This window comes from Enterobacter sp. BIDMC109 (assembly GCF_001037885.1).
Taxonomy (GTDB): domain Bacteria; phylum Pseudomonadota; class Gammaproteobacteria; order Enterobacterales; family Enterobacteriaceae; genus Enterobacter; species Enterobacter hormaechei_C.
On sequence record NZ_KQ090002.1, the window covers coordinates 1,866,731 to 1,889,609 of the forward strand.

At 53.1% G+C, this 22,879-nt stretch carries 17 protein-coding genes and 2 pseudogenes; 12 read left to right on the forward strand and 7 right to left on the reverse strand.

Features of this window, described 5'->3' with window-relative positions; all coding sequences use genetic code 11:
* Positions 1-54 precede the first annotated feature (54 nt).
* The 6 genes from tssI (at position 55) to SK62_RS08940 (ending at position 10,305) form a co-directional block, all read left to right on the forward strand.
* Complete coding sequence (gene tssI / locus SK62_RS22650; protein WP_039270586.1) at positions 55-2,616, forward strand: type VI secretion system tip protein TssI/VgrG; 2,562 nt, start codon at positions 55-57, stop codon at positions 2,614-2,616.
* Entirely contained in the window at positions 2,616-3,314 is a 699-nt protein-coding gene (locus SK62_RS22850; protein WP_052948413.1) for a hypothetical protein, read from the forward strand. Before tssI ends, SK62_RS22850 begins: the two co-directional genes overlap by 1 nt.
* An 81-nt stretch (positions 3,315-3,395) precedes the next feature.
* Positions 3,396-3,836: a DcrB-related protein gene (locus SK62_RS08920; protein ID WP_023303865.1), complete on the forward strand. Its 441-nt coding sequence runs from the start codon at positions 3,396-3,398 to the stop codon at positions 3,834-3,836.
* A gap of 3 nt (positions 3,837-3,839) precedes the next feature.
* Positions 3,840-8,264 carry an RHS repeat-associated core domain-containing protein gene (locus SK62_RS08925; protein WP_107591235.1) on the forward strand — a complete coding sequence of 1,475 codons (4,425 nt, stop codon included), beginning with the start codon at positions 3,840-3,842 and terminating at the stop codon, positions 8,262-8,264.
* An 8-nt stretch (positions 8,265-8,272) separates the two neighbouring features.
* Positions 8,273-8,836: a hypothetical protein gene (locus SK62_RS08930; RefSeq protein WP_017384278.1), complete on the forward strand. Its 564-nt coding sequence runs from the start codon at positions 8,273-8,275 to the stop codon at positions 8,834-8,836.
* Between the two features lie 950 nt (positions 8,837-9,786).
* Complete coding sequence (locus tag SK62_RS08940) at positions 9,787-10,305, forward strand: hypothetical protein (protein ID WP_047719482.1); 519 nt, start codon at positions 9,787-9,789, stop codon at positions 10,303-10,305.
* A 650-nt stretch (positions 10,306-10,955) separates the two neighbouring features.
* Here SK62_RS08940 and SK62_RS23165 read toward each other — a convergent pair.
* Positions 10,956-11,132: pseudogene (locus tag SK62_RS23165) on the reverse strand (hypothetical protein); the annotation flags it as partial.
* On the opposite strand from SK62_RS23165, the pseudogene SK62_RS08955 reads away from it, so the two are divergent.
* From SK62_RS08955 to SK62_RS08965, 3 genes and pseudogenes are all read left to right on the forward strand, one after another.
* Positions 11,091-12,317: pseudogene (locus SK62_RS08955) on the forward strand (RHS repeat-associated core domain-containing protein); the annotation flags it as partial. The pseudogenes SK62_RS23165 and SK62_RS08955 sit on opposite strands and share 42 nt — an antisense overlap.
* A gap of 10 nt (positions 12,318-12,327) precedes the next feature.
* A complete protein-coding gene (locus tag SK62_RS08960) occupies positions 12,328-12,810 on the forward strand; it encodes an SMI1/KNR4 family protein (RefSeq protein WP_017384273.1) in 483 nt (160 codons plus the stop codon).
* A 172-nt stretch (positions 12,811-12,982) separates the two neighbouring features.
* Positions 12,983-13,456 carry a hypothetical protein gene (locus SK62_RS08965; RefSeq protein WP_017384271.1) on the forward strand — a complete coding sequence of 158 codons (474 nt, stop codon included), beginning with the start codon at positions 12,983-12,985 and terminating at the stop codon, positions 13,454-13,456.
* 57 nt (positions 13,457-13,513) lie between these two features.
* On the opposite strand, the gene ychF is transcribed toward SK62_RS08965, so the two are convergent.
* Both ychF and pth read right to left on the reverse strand, forming a co-directional pair.
* Complete coding sequence (ychF, locus tag SK62_RS08970; protein ID WP_003856650.1) at positions 13,514-14,608, reverse strand: redox-regulated ATPase YchF; 1,095 nt, start codon at positions 14,606-14,608, stop codon at positions 13,514-13,516.
* Positions 14,609-14,734: 126 nt separating this feature from the next.
* The gene (pth, locus tag SK62_RS08975) at positions 14,735-15,319 is read right to left on the reverse strand and encodes an aminoacyl-tRNA hydrolase (protein ID WP_047719483.1); all 585 of its coding nucleotides are present in this window, start codon (positions 15,317-15,319) and stop codon (positions 14,735-14,737) included.
* A gap of 274 nt (positions 15,320-15,593) precedes the next feature.
* On the opposite strand from pth, the gene ychH reads away from it, so the two are divergent.
* A complete protein-coding gene (gene ychH / locus SK62_RS08980) occupies positions 15,594-15,869 on the forward strand; it encodes a stress-induced protein YchH (RefSeq protein ID WP_003856655.1) in 276 nt (91 codons plus the stop codon).
* A 120-nt stretch (positions 15,870-15,989) separates the two neighbouring features.
* A complete protein-coding gene (locus SK62_RS08985) occupies positions 15,990-17,048 on the forward strand; it encodes a MerR family transcriptional regulator (RefSeq protein WP_047719484.1) in 1,059 nt (352 codons plus the stop codon).
* On the opposite strand, the gene dauA is transcribed toward SK62_RS08985, so the two are convergent.
* The 4 genes from dauA to lolB form a co-directional block, all read right to left on the reverse strand.
* Complete coding sequence (dauA, locus tag SK62_RS08990; protein ID WP_040117750.1) at positions 17,034-18,713, reverse strand: C4-dicarboxylic acid transporter DauA; 1,680 nt, start codon at positions 18,711-18,713, stop codon at positions 17,034-17,036. The two genes, SK62_RS08985 and dauA, sit on opposite strands and share 15 nt — an antisense overlap.
* A gap of 124 nt (positions 18,714-18,837) precedes the next feature.
* On the reverse strand, positions 18,838-19,785 hold the full coding sequence (prs, locus tag SK62_RS08995) for a ribose-phosphate diphosphokinase (RefSeq protein WP_003856663.1): 948 nt from the start codon (positions 19,783-19,785) through the stop codon (positions 18,838-18,840).
* A gap of 125 nt (positions 19,786-19,910) precedes the next feature.
* The gene (ispE, locus tag SK62_RS09000) at positions 19,911-20,780 is read right to left on the reverse strand and encodes a 4-(cytidine 5'-diphospho)-2-C-methyl-D-erythritol kinase (RefSeq protein ID WP_017693293.1); all 870 of its coding nucleotides are present in this window, start codon (positions 20,778-20,780) and stop codon (positions 19,911-19,913) included.
* Positions 20,777-21,388, reverse strand: a complete 612-nt coding sequence (gene lolB / locus SK62_RS09005) for a lipoprotein insertase outer membrane protein LolB (RefSeq protein WP_003856665.1) — start codon at positions 21,386-21,388, stop codon at positions 20,777-20,779. Before lolB ends, ispE begins: the two co-directional genes overlap by 4 nt.
* Before the next feature lie 201 nt (positions 21,389-21,589).
* On the opposite strand from lolB, the gene hemA reads away from it, so the two are divergent.
* Entirely contained in the window at positions 21,590-22,846 is a 1,257-nt protein-coding gene (gene hemA, locus SK62_RS09010; RefSeq protein ID WP_003856666.1) for a glutamyl-tRNA reductase, read from the forward strand.
* Positions 22,847-22,879 lie beyond the last annotated feature (33 nt).

Consider the following 22,879-nt stretch of genomic DNA (forward strand, 5'->3'; position numbering starts at 1 on the left):
TGCGTAGATGCGAACCTCTTTTCTGAATCGCATAAGCTAGATGGAATAAAGATTATGCTCAACCGAATTACCGTTCAGCTCCCGGTTGAGGGGCTGCTCTTCTGGAAACTCTCCGGCCGCGAGGCCATGTCCGAGTCGTTCGCGCTGACGCTGACCCTTCTCGGCACGGACGCGCGCATTGACCGCAGCAGGCTGCTGGGCCAGCCGGTCACGGTGACTATCCCCACGCAGAACCTGCTTACCCCCCGCTATATCAACGGCAAGGTGACGCGCGTGGCGGTGAGCGCCGTGGAGCTGACGGGCACCCGCTATGCGGTGTACCAGCTGACGGTGGAGCCGGACCTATGGCCGATGAAACGCGACCGTAACCTGCGTATCTTCCAGGGCCAGACGGTACCGCAGATTGTCAAAACTCTGCTGGGTGAGCATCTGGTTAACCTCGAAGACAAACTTACCGGCAGCTACCGGGTGTGGGACTACTGCGTGCAGTATCAGGAGTCGAGCCTGGACTTCATCAGCCGCCTGATGGAGCTGGAGGGGATTGCGTACTACTTCAGCCACGAGGCGGACAAGCATACCCTGGTACTGACCGACGCCGCCACCCAGCACCAGCCGTTCAGCGGCTATGAGGTCATTCCTTACCACCAGACGCCGTCCGGCGGCAGTACGGACGAAGAGGGCATCAGTCAGTGGGCACTGGAGGACAGCGTGACGCCGGGGATATACAGCCTCGACGACTATGACTTCCGCAAGCCGAACGCGTGGCTGTTCCAGGCGCAGCAGAACCCGGCGTCGCCGAAGCCGGGCAGCATCGACGTGTACGACTGGCCGGGGCGCTTTGTCGACAAAGGTCACGGAGAGTTCTATGCCCGTATCCGTCAGGAGCGCTGGCAGGTTGAGCATCAGCAGATTCAGGCCACGGCCACGGCAGCGGGCATTGCGCCGGGCCACATCTTCACGCTAACCAACGCGCCGTTCTTCAGCGACAACGGCGAGTATCTGGTGACGGCGGCGGGCTACCACTTTGAAGAGAACCGCTATGCGAGCGGCGAGGGGGAGACCATTCACCGCACCGATTTTACGGTGATCCCGTCGGCGGTGGTGTACCGCCCGGCGCAGTCCACGGCGTGGCCGCGCACCTACGGCCCGCAGACGGCGAAAGTGGTCGGGCCGCAGGGCGAGAGTATCTGGACGGACAAATACGGCCGGGTGAAGGTGAAGTTCCACTGGGACCGTCTGGCGAAAGGGGATGACACCAGCTCCTGCTGGGTGCGCGTGTCGAGCGCCTGGGCGGGCCAGGGCTACGGCGGGGTGCAGATCCCGCGCGTCGGCGATGAGGTGGTGGTGGACTTTATCAACGGCGACCCGGACCGTCCGATTATCACTGGTCGCGTGTATAACGAAGCCAGCATGCCGCCGTGGGCGCTGCCGGCTGCGGCGACGCAGATGGGCTTTATGAGCCGCACCAAGGACGGTTCCGTGGACAACGCCAACGCCCTGCGCTTTGAGGACAAGGCGGGCGCAGAGCAGGTGTGGATCCAGGCCGAGCGTAATATGGACACCAGCATCAAGAATGATGAAACGCACAGCGTCGGCGGCGCGCGCAGTCATTACGTGAAGAAAAATGAGCTGCATCGCGTGGAGGCTAATCAGATCCAGGCCGTGAAAGGCGGAACCGAGATCCTGACGGGTAAAGGCAAGCTGGATGCGGCGGTAGAGCAGTATGTTATTGCTTCCGGGACGAAGCTGCGGCTGGTCTCGGGCGAGAGTGCTATTGAGCTGAACGCTAACGGTAAGATTAACCTGATCGGCAAAGAGTTTAACTTCTTTGTGGAAGGGGATGGTTATATTACCACGGGCGGTAAGCTGCACCTGAATACCTCTGGCACTAAACCTGGCACAACGGCACCGGGGTCGGGACATAAAGGGGATATTGATGCAGCTGTGCAGGAGAAGTTTTCGCCTGAACAAAGAAAGAAAGGGGCAGGAGCGTCTCCTGTGCCATCAGAGTCTGCAACGAAACCAGCACCTCAAGCTACAGCAAGTAATGCCACTTCAGCACCACCGACTCAAGGTGAGGACAAGTTTTCAAAGATCTCACCTATTATTTTCCAGAATGAAGGCGGATACGTTAATGACCCTAACGACTCCGGGGGAGCTACCAATAAAGGAATTGCGTGGAAAACATGGCAGAAATATGCCAAGGAAGATCTTGGCGTTGAACCCACATTGGATAACCTAAAAAATTTAACCAATGAACAAGCTGAGACAATTTACCGTAAACGTTACTGGGAGCCGTCTGGATTTAACAATCTTAATGATCCTAAACTCGCACTAATGTCTTATGATTGGACCATAACCTCCGGCGGAGCCGGTAAACAAATCCAAAAATTGCTGAACAATGAGTTTGGCCAGCAGTTGATTGCAGATGGGAAAATAGGGCCTAAGACAATAGAAGCAATGAACAGCGTAAGCGACTCAGCGAAACTTACGTCCAGAATAGCGGACATCCGTAAAGAGTATTATGAAAATCTTGTGGTAAATAATTCCAAAAATGCTAAGTTTTTGACAGGTTGGTTAAATCGAGTTGATCGGTGTGCACAGGTGGCTTTGTAATGAATATAAAATTAGTAATGTTATTGATGGTTGCAGGTTTTAATAGTGGTCATGCAATAGCTAAAGATATGTTTTCTGGTCAGTGGAGCGGAGAACAAAAAAATGAGTCAACACTCACTTTACGATTAACTCAAGCTGGTCAAAATGTGAATGGTAGTTATTGTTATGTTACGCAAAACGGTAACCGCATTGACTGTCCCCCAGATGATGAGAGTAATCTAAAGGGTGTTATTGCTGAAAATAGAGCAAATGTGGAATTTAACTCTTCATTTGGTGGTGAAAAGGGACGTGCGAAACTGGAAGTGGTTGGTGATAAAATGATTTGGACTTTAATTACACCGCCACAGAAAGGTGAATATTCTGCTCCGCGGAATTATGAGCTAACAAGAGAGTTAAAGTCATCGGCGTCCGAAAAAAGAATTTTTGATACCGATAAATTCAATATTACTCTAGTAAATAAATGTGGTTCTTTTGAAAGCGACTGCAATGATATGTTTTATCTTGGAATTAGAAAAAGTGATAATAGTACAATATCTTTAGATGGTAAGACTTTAAACGATGCGACAGGAAAAGTAATTGGTTCTTTATTTAAGAATGGCGAAATTACCTATACAGTTACCTATAACCCATTAAAATTGGTAGTCAACAAAGGTGGTCATATTTTAGTTGATCAGCCAGGTCAATGGGTTAATAAGTAGAACCTATTACTAAAGGTCAGTATTCTCTGACCTTTATTTTTGCCTTAACTTTCCTTGATATTAATCACCCCGAGTTCACTTATGAAATACACCCTCCAGGAAGGTTCCTTTACCCTTTTTCCTGCCGCCTGGCAGGACAACAGCATGAACATCATTCGCGATGACGAAAGCGGGCTGTCCGTGGTGGTCAGCCGCGGCGTTATCCCGGATGGCAGCGACTACGAACAAGAGTTTCACCGCCAGTGGGACGTGCTGCGTCCTCAGATGGGTGAGATCGCCCAGAGCGAATTTCAGCACGTAAAAGCCGGGCCTGACGGAAAAATTAACGGGCTGGAAGTTGAGACCACCTTTGACCGTAACGGCCAGCGCCTGTGGCAAAAACAGCTGGCCGTGCAGACGCCGGGCAAACCGGTACTGATAATTTTTACCCTCTCGGCCTTAAAAGCCTTTACGGAAGAGGACGAGGCGCGCTGGAGCGCACTGAAGCAGAGTCTGACGCTAAACGACAACCGGAATGTGTAAGGCATGAGCGATAACAACGCGGCCCGTAAGGGCGACGAGATTATTCACTCCAGCATTTTTGCTGATATTACCAGCATTGTGGCGGAAGGTGCCGCCTATGCGGTGATTGGCGCGGCGGTGGGCGCGGCAGCGACCGTCGCGGCCCCACTGCTGGGAGCCGGGGCCGCAGCAGCAGGCGTGGCGGCGATTGGATCCAGCTGTCTGTTGAGCGGCATTATCGGCGGGGTTCTGGCGAACGTCGCCGGGATCACCGACGATATCAGCAACGCCGCTGAAGGGCTGGGTAACGCGCTTTTCCCGCCGTCGCCCGCGGGCAAAATCACCACCGGTTCGAGCAATGTTCTGACAAATAAACTTCCCGCTGCACGCGCCGCCGGGACGTTAACCCCTGCCGATACCCCGTCCCCTGAGCCGCAGTCGCCGGGCAGCTTTGCCGACTACGCGGGCATGCTGCTCTCCGCTGCCGGACAGTTCGGCAGCGAGATGTGGCAGCCGAGCGTCGCCTCTGCCGCCGCAGGGACCTCGCCGCTGGAAGAAGACAAGGTGGCGTGTGATAAACACTCCGGGCCGCAGTATCTGGCGGAAGGCTCGAAAAGCGTCTTCATCAACGGACAGCCTGCGGTGCGCGCAAAAGATCGCACCACCTGCGAGGGCACCGTTTCCGACGACGTCTCCCCGAACGTGATCATAGGCGGCGACACGCTCACGGTCCGCGATATCAAAAGCGGTAAAACGCCGGGTCTGGCGCTGGGGATGATTGCGCTCTCCCTGCTGCGCGGGCGGCCAGGCAAGATCCTGAAAAACATGCCCTGCGCGCTGGCTGCTGCCGGTGGCGGGATGCTGGCGGATATGGCCGTCAACGCCGTGTTCGGCTCCTCGCACCCGGTTCACGCCGCTACCGGCGTGAAGGTGCTGAATGACGACGACGAACTCGATTTCTCGCTGCCAGGGCGCTTTCCGCTGCGCTGGCAGCGCAGCTACAACAGCCTGACCACCCGCGAAGGGCTTTTCGGTCTGGGCTGGGCTACCACCTTTGACAGCTATCTGGCGCTGGAAGAAAACAACGCCACCTGGTTCGATGAAACCGGGCGCGAGCTGAGCTTTGAACTGCCGCCGGTCGACCGCGCCTTTTACAGCATCAGCGAAGGCATCATTATCCGCCGCAATGAGAGCGGCGACGTGGCGATAGCTGACGATGACGGCGCGGTGTGGCGTCTGTATAAACCGACCCGCGCTAACCCCTCCATCCTGCGCCTGGCCTCCCTCAGCGACGAGTACGGCAACGCGTTGCTGACGGAATGGGATGAGCACGGGCGGCTGGTCGGTCTGCACGATGAGCCGCGAGCGATCGATGTCACCCTGCGCTATGACGATGAACGTTTCCCGCAGCGCGTTACCGCTGCCAGCCATTTTGACGGCAACCAGACATGGCCGCTGATGCAGTGGGGGTACGACGCGCGCGGCCAGCTGGCCAGCGCAACGGATGCCTCCGGCGTGGTAACCCGTGAATACCGTTATAACGATGATGGCCTGATGGTCTGGCACCGTCTGCCGGGCGGGCTGGAGAGCGAATACCGCTGGCAAAAATTCGACCACTGGCGCGTGGTGGAAAATCGCACCAGCACCGGCGACGGCTGTCGCTTTACCTACGATTTAGCCGCCGGGCTGACGACCGTCGATCACTACGACGGTCAGACGCGAAAGCATTACTGGAACGCGCAAAACCTGATTGTTCGCTACGTTGACGAGCGCGGTGAGAACTGGCGCTACGAGTGGGATGACAACGAACTCCTCACGCGTCGCATCGATCCGCTGGGTAATGCCGTTACCTTCGTCTATGACGAGATGGGCAACCGGGTGCAGGAGATCGACGCCGACGGCAATACCCGCACCACCACCTGGCTGGAGCACCGTGCGCTTCCGGCGTCCATCATCGAAGCCGACGGTAGCGCCACCCGGTTCCTGTATGACGAACATCACGGGCTGAAACGCGTGGTGGATCCGATGGGGCAGACCACGCTGCTGCGTCGGGACGAGTTTGGTCAGGTTGTGGAAGAAGTTGATGCCGCCGGGAACAGCCGCTACCAGGAGTACAACGAAGCCGGGCAGATGGTGCGTGCGACGGACTGTTCTGGCCGCGTGACACAATACCGTTATCATCCGCTGGGCTGGCTGGTGGCTGAGATAAGCGCCGACGGCGAAGAGACGCGTTACCGCTACGACGCCGCGGGGCGTCCGGTGCAGCTCGACCGATCAGAAGGCTGGACCGAGTCGCTCAAATGGAACGAACGTGGTCTGCCGGTGAAGCATGCGGGCGCCGACGGGAAAGAGAGCGAGTTCAGATACGACGAGGCAGGGCGCTTAACCGCCACCCGCAATACGCAGGGTGAAGAGGTGCGCCGCCGCTGGGACAGCCGCGGACGGCTGGTCGCCATGGAAAACGAAAACGGCGAAGCGTATCAGTTCCGCTGGGGCGCAGACTCGCTGCTGCTGGAAGAGGTGGGACTCGATGGCGTGGCCTCGCAGTATCGCTACGATGCCTGCGGACGTACGATAGCGCGCACCTTTGCCGCCGGACATCCGGAGGCCATTACCCATGCCTTCGCCTGGAGCGCGAGCGGCCAGCTGGTCGCCCGCACCACGCCGGAAGGGCAGACCCGCTACCACTACACCCCGTCCGGACTTGTGAGCCGGATTGGGCTGCATCCCGCGCTTTCAGCCGATGCCTGGAGCGCCGAGGCCGAGCAGGAGCTTGTGTTTGAGTATGACGCGCTCGGGCGCGTCACGCGCGAAACGGGCGAGCACGGGGAGCTGGCGTGGGAGTATGACGCGCTGGGTAACCGCACCTCCGTCACGCTGCCCGATGGTCGGGAGCTGAAACAGTTCTACTACGGCAGCGGACATCTGCTCAGCATCGCGCTTGATAAGCTCTCGGTCTCCGACTTTACCCGCGACGAACTTCACCGTGAAACCAGCCGTACGCAGGGGCTGCTAATCACACGCAGCGAATACGACCGCCTTGGCCGACTGCATCGCCGGGACGTCTTTACCGGCAATGCCCAGCGCCCGTCGCCGCGCCGCTGGTCCCGCCGCTGGGATTACGACTATCGCAATAACCTGGTGCGGGAAGAGCGGGACGATAACCCGTTCAGCTGGTACCGCTGGCAGTACGACAGCGCCGGACGTCTGCTGGTTCAGGACGGCACGCTGCCCGGCCAGGAGCAGTGGCGCTGGGATGCTGCCGGTAACCCGCGCGAAGGCTCTGCTGAGAAGGTCACGCACAACCGTCTGACGCACCTCAACGGCATTCGCTGGCGCTATGACATCCATGGCCGCACCGTGGAGAAGGATAACGGCCAGACCCGCTGGCACTACCGCTATGACGGCGAGCACCGCCTGACGGAGGTCATCAGCCAGCCGCGGGACCGCAACAGGCCGCAGACGCAGGTCAGCTTCCGCTACGATCCGCTCGGGCGACGCATCAGCAAAACGCGACGCCAGATGCTGTTTGGGCAGCCAACCGGTAAGCCAGTCACCACCCGGTTTGTCTGGGAAGGGTTCCGGCTGTTGCAGGAGGTGCACGGGGATGTGCCGCTCACCTACGTCTACAGCGATCAGGACAGCTACGATCCGCTGGCGCGTATTGACGGCGTTGATGCCCCGGAGATCTTCTGGTTCCACTGCCAGCCCAACGGCACGCCGGAGCGGATGACGGATATCGAAGGGCAGGTACGCTGGGAAGGGGTGAGCAGCGCCTGGGGCAAGCTGCTGCGGGAAAGCGAGACGCAGGTATCAGGATATTCCCAGAACCTACGTATGCAGGGGCAATACCTGGACCGTGAGACAGGGCTGCACTACAATCTGTTCCGGTATTATGACCCGGACTGCGGACGATTTACGCAGCAGGACCCGATAGGGCTGGCGGGAGGGATTAACCTTTACCAGTATGCGCCGAATGCGCTGGGGTGGGTAGATCCGTGGGGGTTGACTCCTGACGATCTCATTCGTTACCGGCCACATGATTCTCTTTCTGCTCAAGGTGGAGCTAGAAGCTCTGCTATTTCTAGGGCATGGGTGCAAGAAAAAGCCTTATTGCAGGATGGTGGGGCTGGCACAAGAAATTGGACAGCGCAAGAGAGGGATTTAATTTTGAAGACTCCCAACAAGAGCCTAACCTCTGTGATGTCCCGGGCAGGCTATACCGGGCATCATATCAATTCGGTAGAAGGCAATGGTACACTTGGTTCCAAATGGCAAGGTGATCCGAGGAACATTGTATTCTTGAAAAATCATAACCATCCCGACAAGTTCAATGAGCATGTCCATGGTGATCAAGGACATAGAGGGAATACTAAGAACTCGACGCGTGGGCGCTTAATCGATAGAGAAAGAACATTAAAATCTAGACAACGATGTAAGCAATTATAGGTGGAAAGATGAACATAAAAAATGCAGTCCAAGATCTTGTGAACAAATTTAAAATGAATGAATTGAATATGGGAGAGATAGACTATACAGACGATGAAAATGAGACTTCTTTTCCCGTGAATTTAAATGGGGAGGTTGATTTTTTTTATCGTCATTTGATTTTAAATGACAGTCCAACATTTGATGGTACTTTTTATTTACAGATTATTGAACCTCAAGATCTCAACGAAATATTATCCGGTTGGCGAGTTCAAAATGATACGGCTTGGCGCGATGAATATATAATCTTTGCTGAAAGAAATGGTGACGTTCTTTTTTGTGACACCCAAAATCTAACATCTCCTGTTTATGGTAGCATTCAAAAACGAAACTTTATAATTTCTGGTTCCTTAGCTGACTTTTTGAATGCTTTTTGTTCTGCTATTGAGATGGAACAAAATAATTATGATGGTGATGCTACAGATGATGAATTTAATTTAAGAGAAGATTTTCTGGAAGATATCGATGTGATGCTTAAAACTAAACTAAAAGATGTTGAGGTTGAAGGGTTTAAGAAATTCTTTTTTGGTTAGTTTTTAAGTTTTTTAATAATAAAGATTTACTGTCTTAGATACCTCCTTGCTTCTAAAAGCATTTATTTCTTATTCCCCTTTTTATAGGTGAGGAGGTTTATTTGCTATTGCTAATGAATAAACACATGAATAATACTTACATCTCTTGTAGAAAAAGGAAACGAATTTCATGATAAAAAAATAAGCCGAGGCTTTAGAGCAATAACAAAATGTCCGGCAGGCTCTTCCTGAGCCGCAGATCGAATGGAAAATTGCCAACTGCAACTCTGCGTACATGTACAGTGCTTGCTTTGCTCTCAAGGAGAACGATGAGGCGAAAAAATGGGGGGGAGAGGATACTTAGTACACGTGGATCGGATATAGAGACAGCGCCGTTAATCGACCTCGGCATGGTTTTTTATGAGTTGAATCAATTTGATGAAGCGTACAAATATTTTAATGATTCTTATAACTACGTCAAAGAACGAACGTTTCAAGACAGAGCTGAAAAATACCTTGAGTTCTATTTTCCTAAGAGTGCGCAAGTTCGTTTTTTTCATAAAAAACAAATCAAACTTTAAACAAGAAGTTCATCCCATCGCCATTTTTAACGATTTGATTTTTTGCTTTCTGCACGCAACTTCCCTTTTTCTTTACGTCATGCTCATTCTTTTAAGTGTAAAGTCTTTAGATATTAGACTCTGAGCCTTTAAAAGTCTTTTACCAGCTGTACGCAATAATGAAATTATGACAACTGCGATCGTCTGCTGGTAATCCACCTCGAACGACTTGCTGGAAAGGACACGCACAACCCCCTGACGCATGCTTAATCCGTTAAATCAAGGGGGATTGGCTCCTAAGCACGTTGATCCAACAACGCCAGGTAGATCGTATGTATTACCATCAGTATGGGCAGAATGGCTTGAAGAAGTAGCGATTCCAGGCTCCGGTAATGTAAAATAGGTTACTATATGAATATTAATAAAGATGATGATCTCCTTGTGATAGTAAAGAAAGAAGGAATATATTATTGGTTCGTGGCGTTCAAAGAAATGTGGATTTTAGATAGAATTAAATGGATAGAGGGTTTTGTGAAAAGTGGGGTGGAAATAAATCTAAAGGATGTCCATAAGGAAAGATATGACATACCCGTAGTAAATGAAGAAAACGCGCAGATATTTATTGATGGGTTAATTAAAGATGGCTATTCATTCGATAAGGATGACATAGCTGATGAGTTTTTTAGTAGGCTTTCGCAAAAAACAACTTGGTGGGATATATATGATCTTATGCCGGATTTGCTTATAGATTTTGATAATAAAAGACTATATTCTGAGTATGTTGAAAGTATGCATTATCAAAAATATGTTCCTGATGGTTGGCAAGGTGAGCTTGTTGATTTCTGCGGTAATGGAACGTTACCTCAAGATGAAATGTTCTGGATAAAGAATGGAACAAATCATAGAAACGTTATCATTGCTGAAGGGTAAAAAAAATTTTCAGCATACCATTTTAGATTATGCAATTGTCTTACAACACGCGAGTTAGTTTTTGTGTTAACCGATAAAAAGCCATTATTAACCGTTGTAACCCTATTTGATGCTTAGGGCAAAAGCTTCTTTGCCTGCACTGCCACGAGGCACATTTTTCTATTACTTAAAAATCATCTGAACGAAGAAGGGGTTGTTGTCTTTAGCTATGTGGAAAACCAAAATGGCTGGCATGATTGGTTTTATTTAAATGGTATGAAGCGTAACGCGTTGTCTCGATCAGGCCCTGCTTATTATGATAAAATGCGATTCAAAACTTTTAACGATTCCCGCTCGCAAAAAAAAGGATTTAGAAGATATATTATTGTCGACCGGCAGACCTCTCCTAAGAAACGGTGGTGTCAGCCTCGCTAAGTATTAGAGTCTGGCCTTACTTGTTGAGTGATTAATCGAGGTGCCTTTTCAGACGTTAAAGCTTGCGACTACACAAATCATTTCTTTGGAGGTGAGCAAGAAGTCAGATCTCTAAGATATTTTTTTGACTCCCTAATAAAAAATGTACGTGAAAGCGTGGATTTTTCCCGTTCATAAAAATTAAACGTAAACAAGAAGTTCATCACATCGCCATCTTCAACAATGTAGTCTTTTCCTTATGCACGCATCTTGCCTCCTTCTTTCGCGCCTGGCTCTTCCTGACCCAGCTCTTCCATAAACTCTTCACGGTCGGCATCGTCCAGTTCAGTATTATCGGATTCAACCGTGGCGCAAACTACTAACACTAACGAACCCGCAGCGAATATGACCGTCTTGGCCGCCTGCATCGCCGGGATATAGTTACCGGTAATTTTCAGTGCTCTTGGTTGCACCGCTGGGATACTACCGGTAACCCGCTCGAAGGATCTGCTGAGAAGGTTACGCACAACCGGCTGACGCAGCTGAACGGCATTCGCTGGCGCTATGACGTCCACGGACGCACCGTGGAGAAAGATAACGGACAGACCCGCTGGCACTACCGCTACGACGGTGAGCACCGCCTGACGGAGGTGATCAGCCAGCCGCGGGACCGCAACAGGCCGCAGACGCAGGTCAGCTTCCGCTACGATCCGCTCGGGCGACGCATCAGCAAAACGCGCCGCCAGATGCTGGGCGGCCAGCCAACCGGCAAGCCGGTCACCACGCGGTTTGTCTGGGAAGGGTTCCGGCTGTTGCAGGAGGTGCACGGGGACGTGCCGCTGACCTACGTCTACAGCGATCAGAACAGCTACGACCCGCTGGCGCGCATTGACGGCGTTGATGCTCCGGAGATTTTCTGGTTCCACTGCCAGCCCAACGGCACGCCGGAGCGGATGACGGATAGCGAAGGGCAGGTGCGCTGGGAAGGGGTGAACAGCGCCTGGGGCAAGCTGCTGCGGGAAAGCGAGACGCAGGTATCAGGATATTCTCAGAACCTGCGGATGCAGGGGCAATACCAGGACCGTGAGACAGGGCTGCACTACAATCTGTTCCGGTATTACGACCCGGACTGCGGGCGGTTTACGCAGCAGGACCCGATAGGGCTGGCGGGGGGGATAAACCTTTACCAGTATGCGCCGAATGCGCTGGGTTGGGTGGATCCGTGGGGGTTGGCATTAAAGGGAGTCGACTTTACAGGAAGCCCAGATCTTTTCCCAATCAATGGAACAAAACAGAATATTGTATCTATTACAATGCAAGGAACTCGAGATAGAGATTTCACCGAGGCTTTCAAGGCAGCCGGTATTTCTAAAAGCGATGCAACTGGATATACATGGCATCATGTCGATGATTTTGACCCAGCCACAGGAAGGACAACAATGCAATTAGTAAAAACTTCTGCGCATGAAGCTACTTTCCCACATAAAGGCTCAGTCTCACAATTCGAGAAATATTTTGGTGTAAAATATGGTTCCCAAGAAGCCATTGCTGTTTCTCATTCTAAAGGCTGGTTGAAGGGGCGTGTCCCGAAAAAATTGCGTGCAAACTGTCATCAGTGAGGTATAACCTATGAACCATTTCAGTAACTGTGAAAAAAAGATTGGACGTGCAGATATTACTAAAACGGAAGAGAAATTATCTATTACTCTTCCGGATGATTTCGTTTCACATTATCTGCAATTTAATGGTGGCACTCCTGAGAAAAGTTGGTGGGACGGTGATGAAGATTTTGAGCCAGTAGAGGTGGCAGGGTTTAAACCGTTTGTTTATAATAGTCAGACAAATAATGACCCTAGATCTTTAATCGACGGTTGTTATATCAGCATGTTGGATAGGGAAGTGATTCCTAAAAACCTGCTTCCTTTCGCAAATGATTGGGGAGGGAATTTCTTCTGTCTAGATTTAGACAATTACTCAATAGTATATTTTGCTACAGATTCTTTTGATGAGGATTTGACTATGCAAGAGAATCACATAAAACTTCAAAGATATCTGACAAATTCATTTGCCAATTTTGTTAATGGATTAGTAGCAGAAGAAGATCTTTCTTAAAGAATATTTAAAAATTTAATCGATTTATTTACTTCGATTGCTGTTGTTTTGATATTCATATTTTTAATAAAGCTCTGTGACACAAACCATAGGGTTTTATTATAAAACAGCATGACAGGCTTGGTGGTATGAAAGCAGCTAGAATCCCATGTAGAATAAATCAGGTTAAAAAATGAAGATATCCCAGTTAGCAATACATAGGTTAAATAATATTAATTGGTTTGTTAATCTTGGTGTAGCAACGACACTCCCTGGTGTTATCCAGGCTCAGTCCCTTAGCTTATTTATAAAAGGCTTGAATAGCGATGAATGGGAAAGTGCCACCTTGGAGGCTGGTTATGAAATAACGGGCTATCTCGCAAAAAAACACACTAACAAATATCAATATTGGAACTCTTTGGTCAAAGAAGCTAAGAAAGTTGTGGAGAATGATATTATCCCAAAAATAATCTTCCCAGAGTCTGAGAAAGGATCAATGACTGAGAACTTAAAATGGGACCTTGTGAATTACTTGCTTGAAGATGCGTATAGTTCTTTACTACATGAGCCATTCGCTTTTGAAGGCTTAATTAATGTTTATGAAGCTGGGCATATGCCCTGTGGATGGTCAGGTACTTGGCCAGCGGGCAAACTAGTTATCTATTGATAGGACACGCGAAAAAAAATCCACGCCAAAGCGTGGATTTTTTTCATTCAAAACAAATCAAACGTTAAACAAAAAGTTCATCACGTCGCCATCTTTAACGATGTAATCTTTCCCTTCCGCACGCATCTTGCCTGCTTCTTTCGCGCCTTGCTCACCCTTGTAGGTGATGAAGTCTTCAAACGCGATAGTCTGCGCACGAATGAAGCCTTTCTCGAAGTCGGTGTGGATCTTACCAGCCGCCTGAGGCGCGGTCGCTCCCACAGGGATGGTCCACGCACGCACTTCTTTCACGCCAGCGGTGAAGTAGGTTTGCAGATTCAGCAGCTCATAGCCCGCGCGGATCACGCGGTTCAGGCCCGGCTCTTCCAGACCCAGCTCGGCCATGAACTCTTCACGGTCGGCGTCGTCCAGCTCAGCGATGTCGGATTCAACGGCAGCGCAAACCGCCACAACTACAGAACCTTCAGCCGCAGCGATTTCACGCACTTTGTCGAGGTACGGGTTGTTCTCGAAACCGTCTTCGTTGACGTTGGCGATGTACATGGTTGGCTTCAGGGTCAGGAAGCTCAGGTATTTGATCGCCGCTTTGTCTTCGTCAGTCAGGTTTTTCAGCGCGCGCAGCATGCCCGCGTTTTCCAGCTGTGGCAGACATTTTTCCAGCGCAGCCAGTTCCGCTTTCGCATCCTTGTCGCCGCCTTTGGCTTTCTTCTGCACGCGGTGAATGGCGCGCTCGCAGGTGTCAAGGTCAGAGAGGGCCAGCTCGGTGTTGATGACGTCGATGTCGTCAGCCGGATCCACTTTGTTGTTAACGTGGATAATGTTGTCGTTCTCGAAGCAGCGCACAACGTGGCCGATCGCTTCGGTTTCACGGATGTTGGTCAGGAACTGGTTGCCCAGGCCTTCACCTTTGGATGCGCCTTTTACCAGACCCGCGATGTCCACGAACTCCATGGTGGTTGGCAGAATGCGCTGTGGCTTCACGATTTCCGCGAGCTGGTCCAGACGCGGATCGGGCATAGGAACAACACCGGTGTTCGGCTCGATGGTACAGAACGGGAAGTTCGCCGCTTCAATACCTGCTTTGGTGAGCGCGTTGAACAGGGTGGATTTGCCAACGTTTGGCAGACCGACGATACCGCATTTGAATCCCATTTCTAAATCACCTTAATATCTTGATAATCAATCCGTTAACGATAACCGATTGAAGAAAAGTAAATAACTACGCCTATTATACACGTAACCCGCGCGACGCGCGGTAAAAAAGCCCCAGGGCGCCGTTTATTGCGCTTTGAAAGCGTGCAGTCGATTGGTGGCTTTCGTCAGGCCGTCCTGAAGCCAAATCTCGGTGCAGCGAGCCGCTTCGTCCACCGCTTCGTCAATCAACTTCTGCTCAGAAACCGGGGGTTTACCCAATACGAAACCAACAACTTTGTTTTTATCGCCCGGATGGCCGATTCCCACGCGCAAACGGTGGAAATTAGGGTTATTACCCAGTTTGCTGATGATGTCTTTCAGACCATTATGGCCGCCATGACCGCCGCCCAGTTTGAACTTCGCCACACCTGGCGGCAGGTCCAGTTCGTCGTGGGCCACCAGGATCTCATCCGGATTGATGCGATAAAACGTTGCCATGGCCGCCACGGCTTTGCCGCTCAGGTTCATAAAGGTGGTTGGCACCAGCAACCGCACGTCAGCACCCGCAAGATTGATGCGTGAGGTATACCCGTAAAACTTGGGTTCTTCACGCAGGGGAGCGCGCAAACGCTCCGCCAGCAGATTAACATACCAGGCACCGGCGTTATGGCGGGTAGCGGCATACTCTGCGCCCGGATTGGCGAGGCCGACAATCAGTTTAATCGTCACGATTTACTTCCTAATGGGTTCCAGATCTGGCGCGTAGTTTACTGTCTGGCGCGCCGCTTGACAAAGTTCTGCCTGCGGTACACCGAAATGCGAATAATTTCCTCTTTGAACAATTAGAATTTCAAGCTGTTCAATGTCTTATTTGTAAATTTTTGTCCGGGAGTGATCTGTAAATGTGATCATTCACGCAACTCATATAAGAGGCGTTGTCTATACTTTACACACAAGGAGAAGGGGCTTTTCCCCTGACAACCCAAAGTTCCGGAGGTGACATATGAAACGCAAAAACGCTTCAATGCTCGGTAACGTGCTAATGGGGTTGGGACTGTTCGTGATGGTCGCCGGTGTCGGTTATTCAATCTTAAACCAATTACCGCAGCTTGACCTCCCACAATACTTTGCGCATGGCGCGGTGCTGAGTATCTTCCTAGGTGCGGTATTGTGGCTCGCCGGGGCGCGCGTGAGCGGACATGAGGAAGTCTGCGATAAATACTGGTGGGTGCGCCATTACGATAAACGATGCCGCCGCGACCAGCGCAAGCATAGCTAGTGCCCCATAAAGAACACCGAAACGACTTCATCTGAAGTCGTTTTTTTTTGCATGACGCATTGACCCTCACGTAACGTAAGGCTCCAGAGTAACGACACTGGCAGAACAAAAGGAGCCGTTATGTTGATACAGGTGGGTGAACTGGCGAAACGTGCCGGGATCACCGTGCGGACTTTGCATCACTACGAGCAAACAGGGCTGTTGTTACCTTCTGCCAGAAGCGCGGCAGGCTACCGGCTTTATAACCTGACGGATGTGCAGCGTCTGCATATGATCCAGACGCTGGCAAAAGCCGGGCTGGAGCTTGCCGAAATCAGGGATTTTCTGGAACAGCGTTCGCTGTCATTAGCCGAATTACTCGACGGGCAAATCACTCTGCTGGACAAGCAACTGCGTAGTATCCATACGCTGCGCAACCGGCTGGTGGAGTTGCGTACCGGGCTGACCGACGATGCGACGCCGGATCTGGAATCCTGGCTACAGACTCTGGAGTTAATGAATATGTACGATCACTGGTTTAGCAAAGAAGAGTTGCAGCAACTGCCGTTTGCGGTAGAGAAAGAGGCGCTGGCGGATATCTGGTCGGGGCTGGTGACGGAGGTTAAACACTTGCTGGAACAGAACGTCAGCGTCACGGACGCGCGGGCGACCGATTTGGCTTCACGGTGGATGGAACGCCTGGAGCAGGATACCGCAGGCAAACCGGAATTTTTGACCCGTCTGAACGAGATGCACAGCGTGGAGCCGCAGATGCAGGAGCAAACCGGCATTACGCCGGAGATAACTGATTACATCACGCGGGCGTTTGCCGAATCAAAGCTCAGCATCTGGGAGAAATATCTCACTGCCGAAGAGATGGCCTTTACCCGGTCGCACTACTTTGACCGGATGATGGAGTGGCCGCCGTTGGTGGCGAAGTTGCATCAGGCGCAGCGGGATAATCTCAGTCCCGCTTCTGACGATGCGCAAAAGCTGGCAGAAAACTGGCTGGTTTTATTCCAGTCCTATGCGGGAACAAACCCGCAGACCCAGCAAAAATTTCGTCTCGCCATGCAGCAGGAGCCGCATCTGATGAAGGGCACGTGGATGACGCCTGCCGTGCTTGAATGGCTCCAGCAGGCGATCGGGGTGATGATGCAAAGACGCGTCTCTGCATCAGATGACTCACAGATCCGCTAACGCAGCTTCACGGTTAGGGTAGAAGGACAATCGGCCAGGGATTGGCTGCACGCCCGCGCGCGCCATGGTGCGCAGGGGCTGGAATTCAAGGTTACTCACCCGCAGTTCACAGCCTTCCGGCAGACGCACAACAAAGCGCTGGAAGGCATCCAGACCGCCGGCATCCAGCACCGGGACGGCATCCCATTTCAGCACCACAATCCGTTTGCCCGCGATGCGGGATTCCAAATCGCTGAACAAACCTTCCGCTGCGGCGAAGAACAGCGGACCAATCACGCGCAGCACCAGCACATCGTCAGGCACCTCAACGTTAACCGGGGAGAGACGCGTCATCTGCGCGATGCGGCGCATAAACAGCAGCGAGGCCAGCACAATGCCGACGCTGATGGCGATAACCATATCGAACAGTACGGTCAACGACATGCAGATCAGCATCACGATAATGTCGTCTTTCGGCGCACGGCGCAGCAGGTTAACCACCTTATGCGCCTCACTCATGTTCCAGGCCACCATCAGCAGCAGCGCAGCCATGGCCGAGAGCGGAAGCCATGAAAGCAGCGGGGCAAGGATCAGCAGCGCCATGATCACCAGCAGGGAGTGAATGACCGCCGAAACCGGTGATGTCGCGCCCGCACGTACGTTCGCGGCGGAACGGGCAATCGCAGCCGTAGCGGTAATACCGCCGAAGAACGGTGCAACGATGTTCCCTAAGCCCTGGCCGACCAGCTCGCTGTTGGCTTTGTGCTTAGTGCCGGTCATGCCGTCGAGCACGACGGCGCAGAGCAGGGATTCAATCGCGCCCAGCATTGCCATGGAGAACGCGGCAGGCAGCAGAGCGCGAAGGGAATCCCAGCTTAGGGTGAAGCTTGAGCCCGGCATGTCCCACGGCAGAACCAGCTGCGGCAGCAGCTGCGGAATGCCGCTGCCCTGTGAGCCGTCCGCCAGAACATAGTGGAACTGGGAGCCAATGGTGGCGACCTGTCCACCGAGCAGGTTGACAACGCCCATCACCGCGCAGCCCAGCAGCAGAGCGGGCAGATGCCCCGGGAGACGAATGCCTAAGCGAGGCCAGACGATAAGTGTGCCGAGGGTAACGATGCCAATGGCTGCATCGCCCAGGTTGGCCGTCGGCAACGCCATAAACAGCGCGCCCACTTTCTGTAAATAGTGCTCCGGAACATGGGCCATTTGCAGGCCGAGGAAATCCTTAATCTGCATGGTCCCGATGGTAATCCCAATCCCCGAGGTGAACCCCAGCGTTACGGAAAGGGGAATATATTCAATCAGGCGACCAAAGCGGGCCAGACCAAACAGAATTAAAAAGATGCCGGACATCAGGGTGGCAACCAGCAGGCCTGCCAGACCAAACTGTTGGGAAACCGGGTAGAGGATCACCACAAAGGCGGCAGTCGGGCCGGAGACGCTGAAGCGGGACCCGCCCGTCAGCGCAATCATAATCCCCGCAACGGCCGAGGTGTACAGCCCGTACTGCGGCGCGACGCCGCTACCAATCGCCAGCGCCATCGCCAGCGGGATGGCAATAATCCCGACGGTGATCCCGGCTATCAGGTCACGAACAAAGCGTGACGATGTGTATTTCTCTTTCCAGCAGGCGTCGATGAGGGCGCGAAAGGGCAGAACATGTGAGGAGGTTACGTTTTTCACAATTATCTATCATCCGTGTGCGCATCATCTGTCATGTGAATGGCAGGTGAAGGAGGCATAAGTCATACAAATAAATACTATAAACAAAAAAACCCGCCGTAGCGGGTTTTTTGGCCGTGTTCGATCAGTGTTCGAACATTGCAGAGATCGATTCTTCGTTGCTGATACGACGAATCGCTTCGGCCAGCATCCCGGACAGAGTCAACGTACGCACGTTTGGCAGCGCTTTGATCTCGTCGCTCAGTGGAATGGTATCGCACACCACAACTTCGTCAATGACGGAGTTACGGAGGTTGTTTACCGCATTGCCGGAGAAGATCGGGTGAGTGGCGTAAGCGAATACGCGTTTCGCACCACGCTCTTTCAGCGCTTCAGCGGCTTTACACAGCGTACCGCCGGTATCGATCATGTCGTCCACCAACACGCAGTCGCGGCCAGCCACGTCACCGATGATGTGCATCACCTGAGAAACGTTAGCGCGCGGACGGCGTTTGTCGATGATCGCCATGTCGGTATCGTTCAGCAGCTTCGCGATAGCACGAGCACGTACCACGCCGCCGATGTCCGGAGAAACCACAATCGGGTTGTCCAGATTCAGTTGCAGCATGTCTTCCAGCAGGATTGGGCTGCCGAATACGTTATCAACCGGCACGTCGAAGAAGCCCTGGATCTGCTCTGCGTGCAGGTCAACCGTCAGTACGCGGTCAACGCCGACGCTGGACAGGAAGTCAGCGACAACTTTAGCGGTGATTGGCACACGCGCGGAACGGACGCGACGGTCCTGACGTGCATAGCCAAAGTAAGGAATAACAGCAGTGATACGGCCAGCAGAAGCACGACGCAGCGCGTCGACCATAACAACCAATTCCATCAGGTTGTCATTCGTTGGAGCACAGGTGGACTGGATGATGAAAATATCACCACCGCGTACATTTTCGTTAATTTGTACGCTGACTTCGCCGTCGCTAAAGCGACCTACAGCGGCGTCGCCGAGGGAAGTGTACAGGCGGTTGGCAATACGTTGTGCTAGTTCCGGGGTGGCGTTACCAGCAAAAAGCTTCATATCAGGCACGAGAAGAACCTCAGGCATGCGTCCAGTGGTGGATAGCGTTCGCCGCAAACTGCGGGGCCTAAGCAAACGCTATCCAGGCGGTGTATTAAAGAGCGCGATGCAACGTCTGGAACAGGGTGACGTTGTCACCGAAACTCAGTCTGCGCCAGAATGGCCTGCTGTAGGGGGGAGGTGTTCATCCCGCGTGCTACAAAACCATGCAGCCAAACCGGCGCTTGCTCAAGCACCTGACGGGCGGCGGTTTCGGTGTCAAATTCAGCAAAGACACAGGCCCCTGTACCGGTCAGGCGCGACGGCGCGTATTCTAACAGCCAGGAAAGCACCGCATCAACCTCGCGAAAACGTTTTCTTGCGATATCCTCGCAATCGTTGCTGAATTCACAATTTAATAACGTTTTTATTGACCGTGCCGGGGTATTTCTTTTCAGGTCAGGATCTTTAAAGATGACCGGGGTAGGAATGCTCACGCCGGGGTGAACGATCAGATACCATTTTTCCGGCGGATCGACCGGCGTGAGGATTTCACCGACACCTTCAGCGAACGCCGCGTGGCCGCGCACAAACACCGGTACATCGGCGCCCAGCGTCAACCCTAACGCTGCCAGTTCGTCCGTCGTCAGACCGCAGCCCCAGAGGTGGTTAAGCGCCACCAGTACGGTCGCGGCGTTTGATGAGCCGCCGCCAAGACCGCCGCCCATCGGCAGGCGTTTGTCGATACGGATATCCGCACCGCTTCCCGCCGGCAGACGACCCGACGTCGACGCCGTTTTCATTAGCAGGCGGGCAGCGCGCACGATCAGGTTATCGTCATGCGCCACGCCGTCGACCGGCGTCAGCAGGCAAATCTGCCCGTCCTGACGCGGTTCGATGGAGATGGTGTCGCCGTAATCGACAAACTGAAACAGGGTTTGCAGGGTGTGATAGCCGTCAGCGCGCTGCCCGGTAATGTAGAGAAACAGGTTCAGTTTTGCGGGAGAGGGCCAGTGGGTCATCATTTAACGATCCAGTTGTCCATTTTCAGCTTGATACGCTGGCTACCCTGCGTCAGCTCCATATTGGACGGCAGCGACGGTTGCGTCTTGCTGTCATACGCGCTGTACACCACTTTCCAGGTTTTACCGCCCTGGGTGTAGTTCACCTGGCTCAGACGGTATTGATCGTCGAGCGTATAGTCGGTTGCGTCACCCGGCAGGCCGAGGATCCACTGGCGCAGACTATTGAGCGGAATCGGCATTCCGGTCAGCTTGCCAATCATCTCTTCGGCGTCGGTTGCCGTGTAGTGCTGGCCTTTGTTATCGGTGATCTGCGCTTCGCCAGGCTTCGCGTTAAGCTCCAGCTCGGTGCTGCCCAGCGGGTTCAGCAGCAGCAGGCGATAGTTGTCCTGACCCGTTTGCTGCCAGAAGAAGCGAGCGTAAACTTTTTGTTCGTCAGAGAGATAAGCAAATGCACCGCGGGTCTGGTACTGGCTTAATTTCAGCACGTCCTGCTGGTGCTGACGCCACTGCGGTGAGTCAGGGCTTTTGCCCGGGCCTTTCGGCTGATGAACGGAACAGGCGGTCAGAACCAGGGCCGCCAGAGGCAGCAGGCGAATCATTCGGGTCATAATGATGACAAATCCTTGAGATACGTTGCAGTTATAACTGTTAATGCTAGCGTTGAAGGGTGCCACCGTCTACGTTCAAATTATCTCAAAGCGTGGCGTAAGCTATTACTCCGAAAGGGGGCAGTCTCTTTTATTGATCTCGCGCATCCTGTATGATGCGTCCTGCTAACCTTATTAACGCTGGTACTACTCCCGCTCAACATGACCCTATTAGCACTCGGTATTAACCACAAAACGGCCCCGGTTTCACTGCGAGAACGCGTTACGTTTTCGCCGGATACGCTCGACCTGGCGCTGGACAGCCTGCTTGCACAGCCGATGGTGCAGGGTGGCGTGGTGCTGTCGACGTGCAACCGTACCGAGCTGTATTTGAGCGTAGAAGAGCAGGACAACCTGCACGAGGCGCTGATCCGCTGGCTGTGTGACTACCACAACCTCAACGAAGAAGAGCTGCGCAACAGCCTGTACTGGCATCAGGATAACGATGCGGTCAGCCATCTGATGCGCGTGGCCAGCGGTCTGGATTCGCTGGTGCTGGGCGAGCCGCAGATCCTTGGCCAGGTGAAAAAAGCCTTCGCGGATTCCCAGAAAGGGCATCTGAAAGCCAGCGAACTGGAACGAATGTTCCAGAAGTCATTCTCCGTGGCGAAGCGTGTGCGAACCGAAACCGACATTGGCGCCAGTGCGGTTTCGGTTGCTTTCGCGGCCTGTACCCTTGCCCGTCAAATTTTTGAATCCCTGTCGACCGTCACCGTACTGCTGGTGGGAGCGGGCGAAACCATCGAGCTGGTGGCGCGCCATCTTCGCGAACACAAGGTGAAGAAGATGATCATTGCCAACCGCACCCGCGAACGTGCGCAGGTGCTGGCAGATGAAGTGGGCGCTGAGGTGATTGCGCTGAGCGACATCGATGAACGTCTGAAAGAGGCGGACATTATTATCAGTTCTACCGCCAGCCCGCTGCCGATTATCGGGAAAGGGATGGTCGAGCGTGCGCTGAAATCCCGCCGCAATCAGCCGATGCTGCTGGTGGATATCGCCGTTCCGCGTGATGTCGAACCGGAAGTGGGCAAACTGGCGAACGCCTACCTGTACAGCGTGGATGATCTGCAAAGCATCATTTCGCACAACCTTGCCCAGCGTAAGGCGGCGGCTGTGCAGGCGGAAACCATCGTTGAACAGGAAACCAGCGAATTTATGGCCTGGCTGCGCGCGCAAAGCGTCAGCGAGACCATCCGCGAATACCGCGGTCAGGCGGAGCAGGTGCGTGATGACCTGACGGCCAAAGCGTTAGCGGCCCTTGAACAGGGCGGCGACGCGCAGGCGATTATGCAGGATCTGGCCTGGAAACTGACCAACCGCCTGATCCATGCCCCAACCAAATCTCTTCAGCAGGCTGCCCGTGACGGGGACGATGAACGCCTGACAATTCTGCGCAACAGCCTCGGGCTGGAATAGCGCCCTATACCCATTTTCTAAGACAAGGTGCAT

Coding starts and splice junctions, on each gene's coding strand:
- SK62_RS08985 (WP_047719484.1), top strand. CDS start 15,990: ATGTTGATACAGGTGGGTGAACTGGCGAAACGTGCCGGGATCACCGTG.
- SK62_RS08960 (WP_017384273.1), top strand. CDS start 12,328: ATGAACCATTTCAGTAACTGTGAAAAAAAGATTGGACGTGCAGATATT.
- SK62_RS08930 (WP_017384278.1), top strand. CDS start 8,273: ATGAACATAAAAAATGCAGTCCAAGATCTTGTGAACAAATTTAAAATG.
- SK62_RS08965 (WP_017384271.1), top strand. CDS start 12,983: ATGAAGATATCCCAGTTAGCAATACATAGGTTAAATAATATTAATTGG.
- SK62_RS08925 (WP_107591235.1), top strand. CDS start 3,840: ATGAGCGATAACAACGCGGCCCGTAAGGGCGACGAGATTATTCACTCC.
- SK62_RS22850 (WP_052948413.1), top strand. CDS start 2,616: ATGAATATAAAATTAGTAATGTTATTGATGGTTGCAGGTTTTAATAGT.
- hemA (WP_003856666.1), top strand. CDS start 21,590: ATGACCCTATTAGCACTCGGTATTAACCACAAAACGGCCCCGGTTTCA.
- lolB (WP_003856665.1), bottom strand. CDS start 21,388: ATGACCCGAATGATTCGCCTGCTGCCTCTGGCGGCCCTGGTTCTGACC.
- ispE (WP_017693293.1), bottom strand. CDS start 20,780: ATGATGACCCACTGGCCCTCTCCCGCAAAACTGAACCTGTTTCTCTAC.
- SK62_RS08920 (WP_023303865.1), top strand. CDS start 3,396: ATGAAATACACCCTCCAGGAAGGTTCCTTTACCCTTTTTCCTGCCGCC.
- ychH (WP_003856655.1), top strand. CDS start 15,594: ATGAAACGCAAAAACGCTTCAATGCTCGGTAACGTGCTAATGGGGTTG.
- ychF (WP_003856650.1), bottom strand. CDS start 14,608: ATGGGATTCAAATGCGGTATCGTCGGTCTGCCAAACGTTGGCAAATCC.
- SK62_RS08940 (WP_047719482.1), top strand. CDS start 9,787: ATGAATATTAATAAAGATGATGATCTCCTTGTGATAGTAAAGAAAGAA.
- tssI (WP_039270586.1), top strand. CDS start 55: ATGCTCAACCGAATTACCGTTCAGCTCCCGGTTGAGGGGCTGCTCTTC.